This is a genomic window from Zestomonas insulae, assembly GCF_016901015.1.
GTDB classification, from domain to species: domain Bacteria; phylum Pseudomonadota; class Gammaproteobacteria; order Pseudomonadales; family Pseudomonadaceae; genus Aquipseudomonas; species Aquipseudomonas insulae.
This window is the reverse complement of record NZ_JAFEUP010000004.1, coordinates 538,437-554,790: the sequence shown is the minus strand read 5'-3', so window position 1 is coordinate 554,790 and position 16,354 is coordinate 538,437. Positions and strand designations below refer to the sequence as shown.

Below are 16,354 nucleotides of genomic sequence, written 5' to 3'. Positions count from 1 at the left end.
CGGCGCCCTGGCTGCTGCCACCCTCAACACCGTTGCCGCGGCACAGAAGATCGGCGGCGACATCGTCGTGCTGGTCGCTGGCCAGAACGTCGGCGGCGTGGCCGAAGCCGCGGCGAAAGTCGCTGGTGTGTCCAAGGTGCTGGTCGCCGACAACGCCGCCTTCGCCCACCAACTGCCGGAGAACGTCGCGCCGCTGGTGGCCGAGCTGGGCAAGGGCTACAGCCACGTGCTGGCCGCTGCCACCAGCAACGGCAAGAACATCCTGCCGCGCGTCGCCGCGCAGCTGGACGTCGACCAGATCTCCGAGATCACCGCAGTGATCGGCGCCGACACCTTCCAGCGCCCGATCTACGCCGGTAACGCCATTGCCACCGTGCAGTCCTCGGCGGCGGTCAAGGTCATCACAGTGCGTGCCACCGGTTTCGACCCGGTTGCCGCCGAAGGTGGCAGTGCCGCGGTTGAAGCGGTCAGCGCCGGTAGCGACGCGGGCAAGTCGAGCTTCGTCGGCGAAGAGCTGGCCAAGTCCGACCGTCCGGAGCTGACTGCAGCGAAGATCGTCGTTTCCGGCGGTCGCGGCATGCAGAACGGTGACAACTTCAAGTACCTGTACAGCCTGGCCGACAAGCTCGGCGCTGCCGTCGGTGCCTCGCGCGCCGCGGTCGACGCTGGCTTCGTGCCGAACGACATGCAGGTCGGTCAGACCGGCAAGATCGTCGCCCCGCAGCTGTACATCGCCGTCGGCATCTCCGGCGCGATCCAGCACCTGGCCGGTATGAAGGACTCCAAGGTGATCGTCGCGATCAACAAGGACGAAGAAGCTCCGATCTTCCAGGTTGCCGATTACGGCCTGGTCGGCGATCTGTTCGAGATCGTTCCGGAGCTGGAAAAGCTGATCTAAGCGATCCGCTGCGTTAAGCGAAAAGCCCGCTCACTGAGCGGGCTTTTTGTTTTTCAGCTGGCTGGTTTCGGCAGGCTGTCGAGGAAGCGCTGATAATGCTCGGCGCTTTCGGCGGGACGCTCGAGCATTGGTGCGTGGCCGCAGTCCTTCATGATCACCACGCTGGGCCGTTTCAGCAGCGGCTTCATCACCGCGATGCTCGACACATCCAGCACGCGGTCCTGGTCGCCCCACAGCAGCAGGGTCGGTGCCTGAATCTTCGGCAGCTCCGGCTCGAGCGGAATGTAACGCTCCACCAGCTGGCGGAAAATCTTGCTGTTGCGATCACTGTTGGCCACCGCCAGTTCGCCCAGGTACTGCTGGACTCTGGCCGGGATTTTCGGCGGTACGACGAAGGCGAATTCGAGCAGTTGGTGGAAGTCTTCCGCGCGCGTGACCACCAGTGGGTTGGGCTCGCCGCGCTGCAGGCGTTCGCGCAGCTCGCTGGCTTTCGGCGCGGTGACGCCGGCGTTGTCGAACAGCGCGACGGACAACACCTGCTCCGGATGTCGTGCCGCATACAGGGCGCTGATGTGGCCGCCCATGGAGTTGCCGATGATGTGCAGCTTCTCGATGCCGAGGGCTTTGGTGAATGCCGCCACGCGTTCGGTTTGGCTACCCACGTCGTAGCTGGCATCAGGTTTGCTGCTTTCGCCGAAGCCGGGGATGTCGAGGGCGATGACGTGATAGCGCGGGGTGAAGTAGCGGGCGAACGTCAGCCAGTTGTCCTTGTTGGCACCGAAGCCGTGCACCATGAGGATGGTCTCGCCGTCCGCCGGGCCGCCTTCGTAGTAGTGAATGCTGAGCTGCGCCACTTCCTTGTGCTGCTCGGTCAGCCCGGCCCGCTCAAGCTCGATGAAACGCATCACGGAGAGCAGGGTGGCGGGCGAGAAATACAGGATGGCCGCCGCAATGGCTATGATGCTGACCAAAGCGAGAAGCAGTTTTTTCATGCGAAGGCCTTTATTGTTAATAGTTATTATGGTCCCGCTAACCTAGCATGAGACCTGATAGGCGCGAACGCTATCCCGTGCTCAATCCAAGCTGCAGTTGTCGAGAATAATAGATGCGAGCTCGTTTCTTCCTGCGATGGATCCTGGTTGGCTTGGCCTTCATGCCGGTACTGGCAAACGCCGCCAGCAAGTGCGAGCGGTTGATCGCCACCGGCAACCCGGAGTACCCGCCGTATCTGTGGCGTGACCCGCAGAAGCCGGAAAAGCTGATTGGCGCTAACACCGATTTGCTCGAAGAGATCGGCAAGGCGCTCAAGGTGAAGATCGACGTGATCTACACCGGCCCCTGGTCGCGGGCTCAGGATGAAGTGCGGACCGGGCGCGTCGATCTGATCGCCGGCGCCTTCCTCACGCTGCCGCGTCTGGAAACCATGGACTACGTGCATCCCGCCTTCTTCAACACGCCCAGCGTGGTCTGGGTGCGCAAGGACAAGACCTTCCCCTATGCCGGCTGGGACGACCTCAAGGGGCGTCTGGGCGGCACACTGGTGAACAACAGCTTCGGCGAGCAATTCGATTCCTTCGCCAAGACCAACCTGACCCTCGAGCCGGTCCCGACCCTGACCCAGGCCTTTCAGAAGCTGATGCTGGGGCGCACTGAGTACGTGCTCTACGAGCACTACCCCGGTGTAGCGCTGGCCGACACGCTGGGCCTGATTGGTGACATCGAGGCACTGGAACCGCCGATTTCCAGCGAAGGCTTGTACCTGACCTTGTCGCACAACTCCGCCTGCAACGACGCATGGCTGCGCGGACAGCTGGCGAAAAAAATGACAGAATTGACCGCTGCCGGCGTGCCGGAAGCCATCCTGCAGCGCAATCTCGAGCGCTGGAAGAATCAACAGCTGCAGCCCTCCGCGGCACCGAATCAGTAGGGAAGTCTAGGTGAGCGACACACGCATATTGGCAGCCGGCCTGGCCTTCCTGGTCCTGGCGGGTTGTGCGAACGATCCTGCGCCGAACGAGCAGATGCGCCTGACCGAGCAAGCGGTCGAGCAGGCTCGGGCGGTAGGCGCGACCGAGCAGGTCGAAGAAATGACCCAGGCTGAGCAGAAGCTGGCCAGGGCACAGAAGAACATGGGCGAAGAAGACTTCAAGCGCGCACGCATCCTGGCCGAGCAGTCGGAGCTGGATGCGCGTCTGGCTGAAGCGCGGGTCCTCACCCAGAAAAGCGACAAGCAACTCGCCGAGCTGAATGCGCGCATAGCGCGCCTGCGCAAGCAATTGGGGGATGTGCAGTGAAGCGAATGGTCACCCTTGCCGGGCTTGTAGCGGTAGTCGGCACGCTGCATGGCTGCGCGACCCAGCCGGATACCGAAGAGCAACTGGAAGCCGCGCGCTTATCCTTTCAGAAGGTCAAGGAAGACAGCGAAGTGCTGCGTTTCGCGCCGAAGGACGTGATTCGCGCCGGCGAGTCGCTGGGGCGTGCCGATCGACTGTCCAGCTACTGGGGCTCGAACGATGACGTCGCGCATTTCGCCTACTTGAGTCAGCGCTACAGCGAAATCGCCCAGCAGCACACCCAGCTCAAGCTCAATGAAGAACGTCAGGCCAAGCTCGAGCTCGAGCGCGAGCGCCTGCAGCTGGCATTGCGCGAAGCCAAGCTGCTCAGCGTGCAGCAGCAGGGCACCTGGTTGTCGGAGCAGATCGTCAGTCTGGCGACCAATCAGACCGATCGTGGCCTGGTGATGACGCTGGGCGACATGCTGTTCGATGCCGGTGAGGCGGACCTGAGCTCGACGGCCAATCGCACCGTGCTCAAGCTGGTGCAATTCCTCCAGCTCAACCCGCAGCGCGTCGTGCGCATCGAGGGCTATACCGATAGCCGTGGCGACAAGCAGGAGAACCTCCGGCTGTCGCGGGCGAGGGCGCAGGCAGTGGCCGACGCACTGAACGACCTCGGCATCGACAGCAAGCGCCTGCAGGTGGAAGGTTTTGGCCAGGAGTTCCCGGTCGCCGACAACGCCTCCGAGCGGGGTCGCGCGAAGAATCGCCGGGTGGAGATCGTGTTCTCCGACGAGAAGGGCAAGCTCAGCAGCGGTCGCTGATCCGCGCTGGGTTAAGAACCCTGGTAGCCGCAAGGCGCCAGGGTTTTTTTGTGCCTGGAGTCTGGCTTGAGCTGCTCAGGGATGAATCGAAAAGCACGGCAAAAACGCCAACTCCTTGCAGTGCTGTAATTTTGACAGTATATCTTTGGCGCATGGTGGCACATTGGTGCTAACTATGGTTGTCCGCGCAGTTGAGGCGGCTCACTCGGCGTGCAGAAGGATCCAAAAATGACACTAAGGAATATCAGCATCGCTGTGCGCGCGACCCTTGGCTTTGGCCTGGTCGCGGTGTTGACCCTCGCACTGGGCGCTTATGCCCTGTTGCAGATGACGGATATGCGCGAGCAGGCGGACCAGATCAAGGATGACTGGCTGCCGGGGCTGATGACGCTCAATCACGTCGGACAGAACGTCCAACGGGTTCGGGCGCTGACCTTGCGGCTGGTGATCAATCGCGACGAACAAGCCTTGCGGCAGAACAGCGGCAAATTGAATGGCCTCAAGGCCGAAGTGCACGAGGCCATGCAGGCGTATGAGCGGACCATTCTTCTCCCGGAAGATCGCGAGCTGTTTGCTCGTTTTCGGGAAGCCGAGGCGGGCTACATGGCGCTGCAGACGAAGGTCATGGACCTTTCCGCCCAAGGCCTTGTTGAAGACGCCACGGCGATCATCAACGGTGAAATGAACCAGCACGCCGATGCGATGAGTCTGGCCTTGGCCAAGCTTTCGGAGCTCAACGATCAGGGGGCCAAGGCGGCTGCGGCTAAGGCCGACGAGGTGTTCGTCGCCGCGCGTACCAAGCTGCTGGTGGTGATGGCCTTGGCCTTCGTGCTGACCTTCAGCCTGGCTACGATGCTGACTCGCAGCATTGTGGTGCCCTTGAAACGGGCCGTGCAGGTCGCCGAGATCGTCGCCACCGGCAACCTCACCACGCCCGTCGAGGTCGATGGCCAGGACGAAACGGCGCGTCTGCTCGGCGCCTTGCGCAGCATGCAATTGAGCCTGCGCGAGACGGTGCTGGCGATCACCGAGTCGTCCAACCAGTTGGCTTCGGCGTCGGAAGAACTCAGCGCGGTGACCGAGAACGCCAGTCGCGGCCTGCAGCAGCAGAACACCGAGATCGAGCAGGCAGCGACGGCGATCAACCAGATGACCAGTGCGGTCGAGGACGTCGCGCGCAACGCGGTGTCCACCTCCGAGGCGTCGCGCGAGTCTGATCGCACCGCGCAGCACGGTCGCGATCAGGTGGTGCGCACCGTGGGCGCGATTGGCGATCTGGCTGCCGGGGTGACTACCACTGCCGAGCAGATCGAGCAATTGGCCGAGCGTGTGCGCGGCATCAGCAAAGTGCTCGATGTGATCCGTTCGGTGGCCGAACAGACCAACCTGCTGGCGCTCAACGCGGCCATCGAAGCGGCGCGCGCCGGCGAGGCGGGGCGCGGCTTTGCGGTGGTGGCCGATGAAGTGCGTGGCCTGGCGCACCGTACCCAGCAGTCGACGCAGGAAATCGAGCAGATGATCGGCGCGATCCAATCGGGCACCGATCAGGCGGTGATCGCCATGCAGGGCAGCAACCAGCATGCACGCTCCACCCTGGAAGTGGCCCAGAGTGCCGGGCAGGCGCTCGAGCACATCGCTTCGGCATTCACCCAGATCAACGAGCGCAACCTGGTGATCGCCAGCGCGTCCGAGCAGCAGGCGCAGGTCGCCCGCGAGGTGGATCGCAACCTGACCAACATCCGCGACCTGTCGTTGCAGAGCTCGGCCGGCGCCCATCAGACCAGCGCCGCCAGCCAGGAACTGTCGCGCCTGGCGGTCGGCCTGAATGCGATGGTCGCGCGTTTTTCGGTGTGAGCGGCGACTAGCCAAACGGACGGCGTCGGCAGGCGCCGTTTTTGTTGGCAGACAGCGCAACACTTTGTTACCTTGCTTGCACTATCGTGCCAATTAGCCTCTCGCAAGCGGTGGAACAACCGGCAGAAGAGGGCACCGGACGGGATGCGTCCGGCGGCAGCCGAGAACCAATAACAACAGGCCGGCAGCAATAGCCGGCCAACATCTTGGCCATAGAAGGAGCGTTGCCGATGACGATGCAGGTCCGCTTTCCCAAGTTGATGTGGCGACCCTGGCAGGCTGGCGCGGCACTGGGCGTTCTGCCCTTGCTGATCGCCGGCTCGGTGCAGGCGGTCGAGTTCAGTGCGGTCGACAACCAGATCACCGGTTCGATCGACACCACCCTGTCCTACGGCGCCATGTGGCGCGTGCAGGGGCGTGACGAGAACAACATCGACGACATCAACGCCGATGACGGCAACCGCAACTTCGATACCGGACTGGTCTCTGAGGTCTACAAGATCACCTCCGACCTTTCGGCCAAGTACGAGAACTACGGTCTGTTCGCCCGCGGCACTGCGTATTACGACACGCAGATCATGGACAAGCGCAACGACTACTACAGCACCACCGACGGCGTCGAACGGCCGAGCCAGGCCTTCCCCGACGACGATCATTTCACCCAGGACACCCGCCACATTGCTGGTCGCAAGGCCGAGCTGCTGGACGCCTACGCGTTCGGCAACTGGGACATCTACGAGATGCCGCTGACCGCCAAGGTCGGCCGTCAGGTGATCAACTGGGGCGAGGGCGCGTTCTACCGTGGCGGGATCAACACCATCAACCCGGTCGACGCGGCGAAGTTCCACCTGCCGGGTTCCGAGCTGAAGGAAGTGCTGGTGCCGATCGAGGCGCTGAACTTCAACCTCGGCCTGACCGACAACCTGTCGATGGAAACCTTCTACCAGTGGAAGTGGAAGGAGACCCGTCTCGACCCGGTTGGCACCTACTTCTCCGGCACCGACCTGTTCGCCGATGGCGGCAACACCGCCTACACCACCGAACCGGACCTGGCACCGATCCTCGGCGCTTACCAACTGGTGTCGCAGTTCGGCGCGGTCGGCAACGGCCCATTCGGCCCCAACGCCTACACCAACCCGGCTACCGGCACGTTCAAGGTGGCCAACATCGGTCCGGACATCGAAGCCGATGACAGCGGTCAGTTCGGCGTCGCGTTTCGCTACGTCGCCGAAGAGCTGAACTCCACCGAGTTCGGCGCCTACTTCGTCAACTACCACGCCAAGGAGCCGCAGGTTGCGGTCGACTTGAGCGGTTACGACGGTGTCGATTTCGCCACCCTCGCGTCGGTCCTGCCGCCAGAAGCCGTGCCGGGCGTGGCGATTCTCGACGCGGCGAGCAACGCCCAGGCGCGTCGCGACTACGTCGAAGACATCCGCATGTACGGCCTGAGCTTCAACACCACGCTGGGCGATGCCTCGGTGTCCGGTGAAGTGGCCTACCGGCCGAACGCGCCGATCAGCATCTCCGCCACCGACGACCTGCTCGGCGACCTGCTCGCCCAGGGCGTGTTCGGTCTGACCAACCTGGCCGACGCCGGCACCCCGGGCGACCAGGCGTGCGCCGCAGTCGCCGGCAAGCAGTTGTGCCGCTCCGGGCTGTTCGAGAACTACGAGCGTGCGGAAACCTTCAACGTCTCGTTGTCGACCATCTACAACTTCGGCCCGCTGCTCAGCTTCGACTCGCTGTTCGGCGTCGCCGAGCTGGCTTCCCAGCACATCCGCGGCAGCAGCCTGAAGTACACCGCCTTCGACGGCAGCGAGCGCAGCTATACCAGCGCCGCGGACAAGGCCTACGTCAACGAGGGCACCCAGGAGAGCGATCAAATCAGCCGCGACAGCTACGGCTACACGCTGCTGCTCTCGGGTAGCTGGAACGACGTGTACGGCGGCATCAAGCTGTCGCCCTACGTGGTGTTCCAGGATGACTTCAAGGGCAACTCCGACCGCACCGGCAACTTCATCGAAGGCCGCAAGGCGCACACCCTGGGCATCGACGCCACCTACCTGAACAGCTTCGAGGTCGGCCTGCAGTACACCGAGTACTACGGCGCCGGACAGAACAACAGCACGCGCGACCGGGACAACGTCTCGCTCAGCGCCAAGTACTCGTTCTGATGCCCAACACCGCTCCGGCCCGCCGGAGGGGTGCTCGACCGTACATGGAGAACCGCAGCATGTTGAAAAAGCCATCCCTGCTTGTTGCCGCCCTCTTTCTGGCCTTTGGCTCGACGGAAGGACTGGCGGCGGTTTCGGCGGAGCAGGCCGCCACGCTGAACACCACGCTGACGCCGTTCGGCGCGGAAAAAGCCGGCAACGCCGCCGGCAGCATTCCCGCCTGGACCGGCGGGCTGACCCAGGCGCCGGCCGGCTACAAGGGCCCGGGGCAGCACCACGTCGATCCCTACGCGGCGGACCAGCCGCTGTTCACCATCAGCAAGGCCAACCTCGAGCAGTACAAGGCCAACCTGACGGCGGGCCAGATCGCCCTGATCAACGCCTACCCGGAAAGCTTCCAGATCCCGGTCTATCCGACCCGCCGCTCTGGCGCGGCGCCGCAGTGGGTGTACGACAACACCCTGAAGAACGCCACCAGCGCCAAGCTGCTCAACGAGGGCAACGGCATTTCCGACGCCTACGGCGGCATCCCGTTCCCGATTCCGCAGAGCGGCCTCGAGGCGGTGTGGAACCACATCACCCGCTACCGCGGCACCTACGTGGTGCGCCGCTCGGCGCAGGCCGGCGTGCAGCGCAACGGCGCCTACTCGCTGGTGACTTCGCAGGACGAGGCGCTGTTCCGCTTCTATGACCCCAAGGGCAGCTACGCGACGCTGAATAACACGCTGTTCTACTACCTGACCTTCACCACTGCGCCGGCACGTCTGGCGGGCAGCGGGGCGCTGGTGCAGGAGATGCTCGACCAGGTCCAGGAACCGCGTCAGGCCTGGGCCTACAACCCCGGTCAACGCCGCGTGCGGCGCGCGCCGACGCTGGCCTACGACACGCCGATCGAGGACTCCGATGGCCTGCGTACCGCGGATGACACCGACATGTACAACGGTGCCCCGGACCGCTATGACTGGAAGCTGCTGGGCAAGAAGGAAATCTACATCCCCTACAACAACTACCGGCTCACCAGCCCGGACGTGAAGTACAAGGATCTGCTGACCCCCGGTCACATCAATCCGAAGTACACCCGCTACGAGCTGCACCGCGTCTGGGTGGTCGAAGGCACGCTGAAGGCCAGCGCGCGGCACATCTACTCCAAGCGCACGCTGTTCCTCGACGAGGACAGCTGGGGCGCGGCAGTGGTCGACCAGTACGACGGCCGTGGCGAGCTGTGGCGGGTGTCGATGGCCTACCTGAAGAACTTCTACGAGCTGCCGACCGTGTGGACCGCGCTGGATACCTTCCACGACCTGCAGGCGCGCCGTTACAGCGTGCAGTGGCTGGACAACGAGGAGCCGACCACCGCCGACTTCAGCAAGCCGGCCCCGGACGACTCCAACTTCAGCCCCTCGGCCCTGCGCCGCAAGGCCTCGCGCTGATTCAACCGCTCCACAGCAACGGCGCCGCAAGGCGCCGTTTTTCATGGTGCGCTGACCAGCTGTGCGTTGGCCGCAGGTGTCGGCAGCTATAGTGGCTGAGGCGGATGCGCGAAGAGGAGGGCAGCATGGCAGCGCCGATCAGGGTCCTGGCGGTCGACGACGACGCCGACATCCGTCAGTTGCTCGCCGATTACCTGGGCGGGCACGGTTACGAAGTGGCGCTGGCGGCGGACAGCCAGCAGATGCGCGCCTTGCTCGCCGAGCACCTGCCTGACGTGGTGCTGCTCGACGTCGGTCTGCCCGGTGAGGACGGCCTGAGCCTGGCGCGCTTCCTGCGCGAGCACCACGACCTGCCGGTGATCATGATTTCCGGGGCCAGCACGCCGCTGGACCGCATCGTCGGCCTGGAAGTCGGCGCCGACGACTACCTGGCCAAACCCTTCGATCCCCGCGAGCTACTGGCCCGCCTGAAGACCGTGCTGCGCCGCTACAACCGCCAGCCCAGCGCCGCGGCGGAAGCGGCGCCCGACGCCGAGCTGCTGGCGCTCGGCGACTGCCGCCTGGACCTGCAGCGCCATCAGCTGTTCGACGCCAGCGGCGCCGAAGTGCCGCTGACCGCCATGGAGTTCGAGATGCTGCAGGTGTTCGTGCAGCGGCCGAACCGCCCACTGTCGCGCGACCAGATCCTCAACCTGACCCAGCAGCGCGACTGGAACCCGTTCGACCGCTCGATCGACATCCGCATCGCCCGGCTGCGCCGCAAGCTCGAGCCGGATCCCGACAAGCCGCAGCTGATCCGCACGGTGCGCGGAGTTGGCTATATGTTCGTGCCGCGCTGAGGACCTGTTTACGAGCTCCTGGTTCGCAGCCAGACCGCCTTAAAAGTGGCCTCAAAATGCTCATTTGCACTCCGTAAACTGCGCTTTTTCGGCCATTTGACTCGCTACGCTCGCCCTTTGGGCCAGCCTTTGGCTGTTACCCCCATCGGTCGTTGCGCCTTGTCTGGCTCTAATCCAGAAGATCGTAAACAGGTTCTGAGGTTGTTTTGTTTCAATTGTTTCAACCCGGTTGCGCCCCCCTCGAAGGCGCCGGGTACGCCCCTATACTCAGCGCAGAATCTCGCTTCCAGCCGAGGATGTGCGCATGAATCAGCCCCTGCCGAGGATCCTCGCGTCCAGCACCGTGGAGCACCAGCTGCGCCAGATCGTCGATAACAGCAGCGCGGTGATCTACGTGAAGGACCTGCAGGGCCATCTGCAGCTGGTCAATCGCGCCTTCGAGGAATTGTTCGGGCGCAGCGCCGCGGAAGTCGTCGGCCACACCGACCACGAACTGTTCCCTTCCGCCGAAGCCGACGTGCTGCGCGCCAACGACCGCCGGGTGGCCGAACTGGGCCAGGCCCTGGAGTTCGAGGAACAGGTCGAACTGGCGGGCGGGCAGCGTACCTACCTGTCAACCAAGGTGCCGCTGTTCGACGACCACGGCAAAGTCATCGCGGTGTGCGGCATGTCCACCGACATCACCGCGCGCAAGCGCTGGGAAGAAGCGCTGCGGCATATCGCCATGGGCGTTTCGGCGGTCAGCGGCGAGGCGGTGTTCAACGAGATCGTCCGCTACCTGGGCCGTTCGCTGGGCGCCGACATCGTCGTCATTGCCCACCTGGTGGGCGACCGGGTCAAGCGCCTGCGCACCGTGGCGCTGTATTTCGATGGCCAGCTGCGCGACAACATCACCTACCGCCTCACCGGCACGCCCTGCGAGCGGGTGATCGAGCAGGGCTTCCAGTTCGTTGGTCGTGACGCCCGGGTGCGCTTTCCCGATGACCCGTTCATCAAGGAATTCAACCTCGACAGCTATTCCGGCTACCCGCTGTTCGCCACCGATGGCCGGCCGATCGGCCTGATTTCCATCTCCAGCCGCGGCACCCTGGAGTCCCCGGAGCTCACCGAGGCGCTGCTCAAGGTCTTCTCGGTGCGCGCCGCGGCGGAAATCCAGAGTGGCGAGGCCGAGGCGAGCTACCGGGCGATCTTCGACAGTTCGGAGGACGCGATCTTCGTCCACGACCTGCACAGCGGCGTGCTGGTCGACGTCAATCCCAAGGCCTGCGCGGCCTACGGCTACCGCTACGAGGAGATGCTCGGGCTGACCATCGACGACTTCAGCGCCGGCTACCGCCCCTATACCGGTGAGGACGCCGCCGGCTGGCTGGCGCGCGCCCGCGACGGCGAGCTGCAGCGCTTCGAATGGCACCGGCGCAACCGCGATGGCAGCCTGCACTGGGACGAGGTGGTGCTCAAGCGCACGACCATCGGCGGGGTCGAGCGCATCCTCGGCATCACTCGCGAAATCAGCCAGCGCAAGGCCGCGGAACAGGCCCTGCGCGCCAGCGAGCAGCAATACCGGGCGATCGTCAGTACGGCGCTGGACTGCATCATCAGCACCGACGGTGACGGCCGCGTGCTGGCCTTCAACCCGTCCGCCGAACAGTGCTTCGGCTACCGCCGCGAACAGGCGATCGGCCAGCCACTGGCCGAGCTGATCCTCCCCGAGCGCCACAAGGAGAAGATGCGCAGCGGCTTCCAGGCCTACCTGGCCGGTTGGCGCTTGATGAACGGCCGGCGCGTCGAAGTGCAGCTTCGGCGGGCCAACGGCGAGGAGTTCACCGCCGAACTGACGGTCAGCGCGGTGGACAATCCGGATGGTCTGCAATTCATCGGCTACCTGCGCGACATCACCGAACTCAAGCACGCCGAAGAGCAGCGCGCGGCACTCGCCCAGCAGCTGCGCCAGGCACAGCGCATGGAGGCGATCGGGCACCTGACCGGGGGCGTGGCGCACGATTTCAACAACCTGCTCACCGGCATGCTCGGCTACACGGTGATGGCCCAGGAGCTGGCCGAGCAACTGCCCGACCCGCGCCTCAACCACTACCTGACCCGCGTGCAGCGCTCGGCCGAGAAGGCTCGCGACCTGATCCAGCAGATGCTCACCTTCAGCCGCGGCAGCCGCGGTCAGCCGCAGCCGGTGGCATTGGCCGAGCGGATCGGCGGCTTCATCAAGCTGGTCGAGGCCAGTCTGCCGTCCAGCGTGGAGATCGACACCCGTCTGCCGGTCGATCTGCCGCCGGTGCTGGTCGATCCGGTGCAGCTGGAACAGGTGCTGATGAACCTGTGCATCAACGCTCGCGACGCCATGTCCGGGGTCGGCCAGCTGCGCATTGCGGTGGGCGTGCAGGCCATGCAGCGCGGCATTTGCGCGTCCTGCCGGCAGCCGTTCGGCGGCCAGTATGTGGTGCTCAGCGTCAGCGACAGCGGCCCGGGCATCGAGGCCGCAGTGTGCGAGCACATGTTCGAGCCGTTCTTCTCCACCAAGGCCAGCGGGCAGGGCAGCGGCATGGGCTTGTCGCTGGTGCACGGCATCGTCCACGAGTACTCGGGACACATCCACGTCGCTTCGCGGCTGGGCGAGGGCAGCACCTTCCAGATTTTCCTGCCGGCGCTGGCCGAGGGCACGCCGTGCGCGGCGGAGGTCGGCGAGCAGCAGGTGGCGGCGCATGCGGAGCCGTTGCGCGGCCGCGTCGCGGTGGTCGATGACGAGCCGATGGTGGCCGAGTTCATGGCCGATCGCCTTGCCGACTGGGGCCTGCAAGTGCGCCATTTCGGCGATGCCGAGCAGGCCTGTGCGATGCTCTGCGCCGATCCCTATGCCTGGGACCTGGTAATTCTCGACCAGAGCATGCCGCGCCTCACCGGGCTGCAGGTGGCCAGGCGGTTGCTGGTGCTGCGCGCGGACCTGCCGATCGTGTTGTACAGCGGTTTCAGCGATCAGCTGAGCGAGGGCCAGGTGCAGGCCGAGGGTTTGCGCGCGCTGCTGCGCAAGCCGGTCGACCAGGTGCAGTTGCATCGCCTGTTACGTCAGCTGCTAAGCGAAAGCCGCGACTGAAACCGAAGCGCAACAATTTCCCCTGCTACAGACATAGAGCCGATACATGCCGGCCATAACCTGGCTTCAAGTGCAGAGCACTGCACCGAACCACTAGCCAAGGTAGGTACCGAGCATGAAGCGCCATACGATCGAACGCCAACTCCCGCAACTCGGCCGCTGCGCCGCTGCACCACTGGGCTGCCAGTGCGTGCAGCTGCCGAGCTTCGCCATCCGTTCCCTTTTCTCTGCCTGAATCGCGTAGGTGTCGGCCGGGCCGGGCAGTACGGTCGCTTGCTTGCCGAGGAGCCGAACATGTTCAAGCGCACTTCCATCTTCATCTATGGCGTTGTGAGCTACCTGATCTTCTTCGCCACCTTCCTCTATCTGATCGCGTTCGTCGGTAACCTGCCGTTCGTTCCGAGCACGCTGGATGGCGAGCCACGGATGCCGTCGACTAGCGCGGTGCTCATCGACGTGCTGCTGCTCGCGCTGTTCGCCCTGCAGCACAGCGTGATGGCCCGGCCGGCGTTCAAGCGCTGGTGGACCCAGTGGGTGCCGGTCGAGGCCGAGCGCAGCACCTACGTGCTGTTCTCCAGCCTGGCGCTGATCCTGATGTTCAGCTTCTGGCAGCCGGTCGGTGGGGTGTTCTGGTCGGTCGAAAACCCGGTCGGTCGCGGCCTGCTCTACACGCTGTTCGGTCTGGGCTGGTTGCTGGTGCTGTACAGCACCTTCCTGATCAACCACTTCGACCTGTTCGGCTTGCGTCAGGTGTGGCTGCAGTTGCAGGGCCGCGCTTACCAGCCACTGGCCTTCAAGACCCCGGCGATGTATCGCGTGGTGCGTCATCCGCTGTACGTGGGCTGGTTCATCGCCTTCTGGGCGACCCCGGAGATGACCATGACCCACGCGCTGTTCGCGTTGCTCAACACCGCGTACATCCTGTCGGCCATCCAGTTCGAGGAGCGTGACCTGCAAGACGCGCATCCCGAATACGCCACCTACCGTCGTGAAGTGCCGATGCTGGTGCCGCGTATCAACCGCCCGCGGCGTACCCTGCAGAACGATGAAACCGCGGCCTGAGGCCGGAAATGAAAAAGGGCGCCGAGAGGCGCCCTTTTTTGTTGCGGGAGCGGCTTACTTGCCGGTCCAGCGCTTCAGGATCAGCGTGGCGTTGGTGCCACCGAAGCCGAAGCTGTTGCTCATCACGGTGTCGATCTTGGCGTTTTCCTGCGTGGTGCGCTGGATCGGCAGGTCGGCGACGTCCGGATCGACTTCGTCGATGTTGGCCGAACCGGCGATGAACTGGCCTTCCATCATCAGCATGCAGTAGATCGCCTCGTGGACACCGGCGGCGCCCAGCGAGTGACCGGACAGACTCTTGGTCGAGCTGATCGCCGGAGCCTTGTCGCCGAACACGGTGCGTACCGCACGCGCTTCGGCGGTGTCGCCGACCGGGGTCGAGGTGCCGTGGGTGTTCAGGTAGTCGATCGGATCGCTAACGGTGGCCAGCGCCTGCTGCATGCAGCGGGTGGCGCCTTCGCCGCTCGGGGCAACCATGTCGTAGCCGTCGGAAGTCGCGCCGTAGCCGACGATTTCCGCGTAGATCTTGGCGCCGCGCTTGAGGGCGTGCTCCAACTCTTCAACGACGACCATGCCGCCGCCGCCGGCGATGACGAAACCGTCACGCTTGGCGTCGTAGGCGCGCGAGGCCTTCTCCGGCGTTTCGTTGTACTGGGTGGAGAGGGCGCCCATGGCGTCGAACAGGCAGCTTTGGCTCCAGTGCTCTTCCTCGCCGCCGCCGGCGAAGACGATGTCCTGTTTGCCCAGCTGAATCTGCTCCATGGCGTGACCGATGCAGTGAGCACTGGTGGCGCAGGCGGAGGAGATCGAGTAGTTCACGCCCTTGATTTCGAACGGCGTGGCCAGGCAGGCCGACACGGTGCTGCTCATGGTGCGCGGCACGCGGTATGGGCCGATGCGCTTGACGCCTTTTTCGCGCAGGGTGTCGATGGCTTCCATCTGGTTGATGGTGGAGGCGCCACCGGAACCGGCGACCAGGCCAGTGCGGGTGTTGGAAACCTGCTCAGGGGTCAGGCCGGAGTCCTGGATCGCCTGCTCCATCGCCAGGTAGGCGTAGGCGGCAGCGTCGCCCATGAAGCGATAGATCTTGCGATCGATCAGCTCTTCCAGCTTCAGGTCGACCGAGCCGGAGACCTGGCTGCGCAGGCCCATTTCGGCATACGACGGGTTGAAGCGGATACCGGCACGCCCGGCACGCAGGTTGGCGGAGACGGTGTCTTTGTCATTGCCCAGGCAGGAGACGATGCCCAGACCGGTAATCACGGCGCGACGCATGCGGATAACCCTTAAAAATTGTCAGTGGAGGTGAACAGGCCGACGCGCAGACCCTCGGCACTGTAGATTTCGCGACCATCGACGCTGACGCTGCCGTCGGCGATGCCGAGAATCAGCGAGCGGTTGATGGTGCGCTTGATATGGATGTTGTAGGTGACTTTCTTGGCGGTCGGCAGGACCTGGCCGAAGAACTTCACTTCGCCGGAACCCAGCGCACGGCCGCGGCCCGGGTTGCCTTGCCAGCCCAGATAGAAACCGACCAGTTGCCACATGGCATCCAGGCCCAGGCAGCCCGGCATCACCGGATCACCCTCGAAGTGGCAAGCGAAGAACCACAGGTCGGGATTGATATCCAGTTCGGCGACCAATTCGCCCTTGCCGTACTTGCCACCGGTTTCGCTGATATGCGTGATGCGATCCACCATCAGCATGTTGGGGGCCGGCAGTTGCGCGTTCCCCGGACCGAATAGTTCGCCGCGGCTGCAGCGCAACAGGTCTTCCCGGGTAAAGGCGGATTGTTTGGTCATGCGAACTCCTCATTGATCCCTGAGCGGCAGGGTTGGCGACTCCTCTGGGCTGCGATACACCCCAGGCGCCTCGTCAGCCTAGTCATAGACTG

Annotated in this window: 13 protein-coding genes; 10 read left to right on the top strand and 3 right to left on the bottom strand. The window is 64.3% G+C overall.

Features of this window, described 5'->3' with window-relative positions; all coding sequences use genetic code 11:
• Window positions 1–7 precede the first annotated feature (7 nt).
• Window positions 8–898, top strand: coding sequence for an electron transfer flavoprotein subunit alpha/FixB family protein (locus tag JQX08_RS15895; protein WP_239482212.1), 891 nt, complete (start codon window positions 8–10; stop codon window positions 896–898).
• A 53-nt stretch (window positions 899–951) separates the two neighbouring features.
• On the opposite strand, the gene JQX08_RS15890 is transcribed toward JQX08_RS15895, so the two are convergent.
• The gene (locus JQX08_RS15890) at window positions 952–1,890 is read right to left on the bottom strand and encodes an alpha/beta fold hydrolase (RefSeq protein WP_205349370.1); all 939 of its coding nucleotides are present in this window, start codon (window positions 1,888–1,890) and stop codon (window positions 952–954) included.
• A gap of 113 nt (window positions 1,891–2,003) precedes the next feature.
• On the opposite strand from JQX08_RS15890, the gene JQX08_RS15885 reads away from it, so the two are divergent.
• The 9 genes from JQX08_RS15885 (at window position 2,004) to mddA (ending at window position 14,460) form a co-directional block, all read left to right on the top strand.
• Window positions 2,004–2,825, top strand: coding sequence for a substrate-binding periplasmic protein (locus JQX08_RS15885; RefSeq protein ID WP_205349369.1), 822 nt, complete (start codon window positions 2,004–2,006; stop codon window positions 2,823–2,825).
• Between the two features lie 40 nt (window positions 2,826–2,865).
• Window positions 2,866–3,192 carry a DUF4398 domain-containing protein gene (locus tag JQX08_RS15880; RefSeq protein WP_239482211.1) on the top strand — a complete coding sequence of 109 codons (327 nt, stop codon included), beginning with the start codon at window positions 2,866–2,868 and terminating at the stop codon, window positions 3,190–3,192.
• 5 nt (window positions 3,193–3,197) lie between these two features.
• On the top strand, window positions 3,198–3,998 hold the full coding sequence (locus tag JQX08_RS15875; RefSeq protein ID WP_205349387.1) for an OmpA family protein: 801 nt from the start codon (window positions 3,198–3,200) through the stop codon (window positions 3,996–3,998).
• A 228-nt stretch (window positions 3,999–4,226) separates the two neighbouring features.
• Entirely contained in the window at window positions 4,227–5,852 is a 1,626-nt protein-coding gene (locus tag JQX08_RS15870) for a methyl-accepting chemotaxis protein (RefSeq protein WP_205349368.1), read from the top strand.
• Between the two features lie 230 nt (window positions 5,853–6,082).
• Complete coding sequence (locus JQX08_RS15865; RefSeq protein WP_205349367.1) at window positions 6,083–8,026, top strand: DUF1302 domain-containing protein; 1,944 nt, start codon at window positions 6,083–6,085, stop codon at window positions 8,024–8,026.
• A gap of 59 nt (window positions 8,027–8,085) precedes the next feature.
• On the top strand, window positions 8,086–9,456 hold the full coding sequence (locus JQX08_RS15860) for a DUF1329 domain-containing protein (protein ID WP_205349366.1): 1,371 nt from the start codon (window positions 8,086–8,088) through the stop codon (window positions 9,454–9,456).
• A 125-nt stretch (window positions 9,457–9,581) separates the two neighbouring features.
• Entirely contained in the window at window positions 9,582–10,295 is a 714-nt protein-coding gene (locus JQX08_RS15855; RefSeq protein WP_205349365.1) for a response regulator, read from the top strand.
• A 304-nt stretch (window positions 10,296–10,599) separates the two neighbouring features.
• On the top strand, window positions 10,600–13,398 hold the full coding sequence (locus tag JQX08_RS15850) for a PAS domain S-box protein (RefSeq protein WP_205349364.1): 2,799 nt from the start codon (window positions 10,600–10,602) through the stop codon (window positions 13,396–13,398).
• A gap of 294 nt (window positions 13,399–13,692) precedes the next feature.
• Entirely contained in the window at window positions 13,693–14,460 is a 768-nt protein-coding gene (mddA, locus tag JQX08_RS15845) for a methanethiol S-methyltransferase (RefSeq protein WP_205349363.1), read from the top strand.
• Between the two features lie 54 nt (window positions 14,461–14,514).
• Here the strand turns inward: mddA and fabB are convergent, their stop codons facing one another.
• A complete protein-coding gene (gene fabB / locus JQX08_RS15840; RefSeq protein ID WP_205349362.1) occupies window positions 14,515–15,735 on the bottom strand; it encodes a beta-ketoacyl-ACP synthase I in 1,221 nt (406 codons plus the stop codon).
• An 11-nt stretch (window positions 15,736–15,746) separates the two neighbouring features.
• A complete protein-coding gene (gene fabA / locus JQX08_RS15835; protein WP_205349361.1) occupies window positions 15,747–16,262 on the bottom strand; it encodes a 3-hydroxyacyl-[acyl-carrier-protein] dehydratase FabA in 516 nt (171 codons plus the stop codon).
• Window positions 16,263–16,354 lie beyond the last annotated feature (92 nt).

Excerpts from the sequence above, each read along its gene's own strand:
- JQX08_RS15855 (WP_205349365.1), top strand. The coding sequence starts at position 9,582 with ATGGCAGCGCCGATCAGGGTCCTGGCGGTCGACGACGACGCCGACATC.
- JQX08_RS15875 (WP_205349387.1), top strand. The coding sequence starts at position 3,198 with ATGGTCACCCTTGCCGGGCTTGTAGCGGTAGTCGGCACGCTGCATGGC.
- JQX08_RS15860 (WP_205349366.1), top strand. The coding sequence starts at position 8,086 with ATGTTGAAAAAGCCATCCCTGCTTGTTGCCGCCCTCTTTCTGGCCTTT.
- fabB (WP_205349362.1), bottom strand. The coding sequence starts at position 15,735 with ATGCGTCGCGCCGTGATTACCGGTCTGGGCATCGTCTCCTGCCTGGGC.
- JQX08_RS15890 (WP_205349370.1), bottom strand. The coding sequence starts at position 1,890 with ATGAAAAAACTGCTTCTCGCTTTGGTCAGCATCATAGCCATTGCGGCG.
- mddA (WP_205349363.1), top strand. The coding sequence starts at position 13,693 with ATGTTCAAGCGCACTTCCATCTTCATCTATGGCGTTGTGAGCTACCTG.
- fabA (WP_205349361.1), bottom strand. The coding sequence starts at position 16,262 with ATGACCAAACAATCCGCCTTTACCCGGGAAGACCTGTTGCGCTGCAGC.
- JQX08_RS15885 (WP_205349369.1), top strand. The coding sequence starts at position 2,004 with ATGCGAGCTCGTTTCTTCCTGCGATGGATCCTGGTTGGCTTGGCCTTC.
- JQX08_RS15865 (WP_205349367.1), top strand. The coding sequence starts at position 6,083 with ATGACGATGCAGGTCCGCTTTCCCAAGTTGATGTGGCGACCCTGGCAG.
- JQX08_RS15850 (WP_205349364.1), top strand. The coding sequence starts at position 10,600 with ATGAATCAGCCCCTGCCGAGGATCCTCGCGTCCAGCACCGTGGAGCAC.
- JQX08_RS15870 (WP_205349368.1), top strand. The coding sequence starts at position 4,227 with ATGACACTAAGGAATATCAGCATCGCTGTGCGCGCGACCCTTGGCTTT.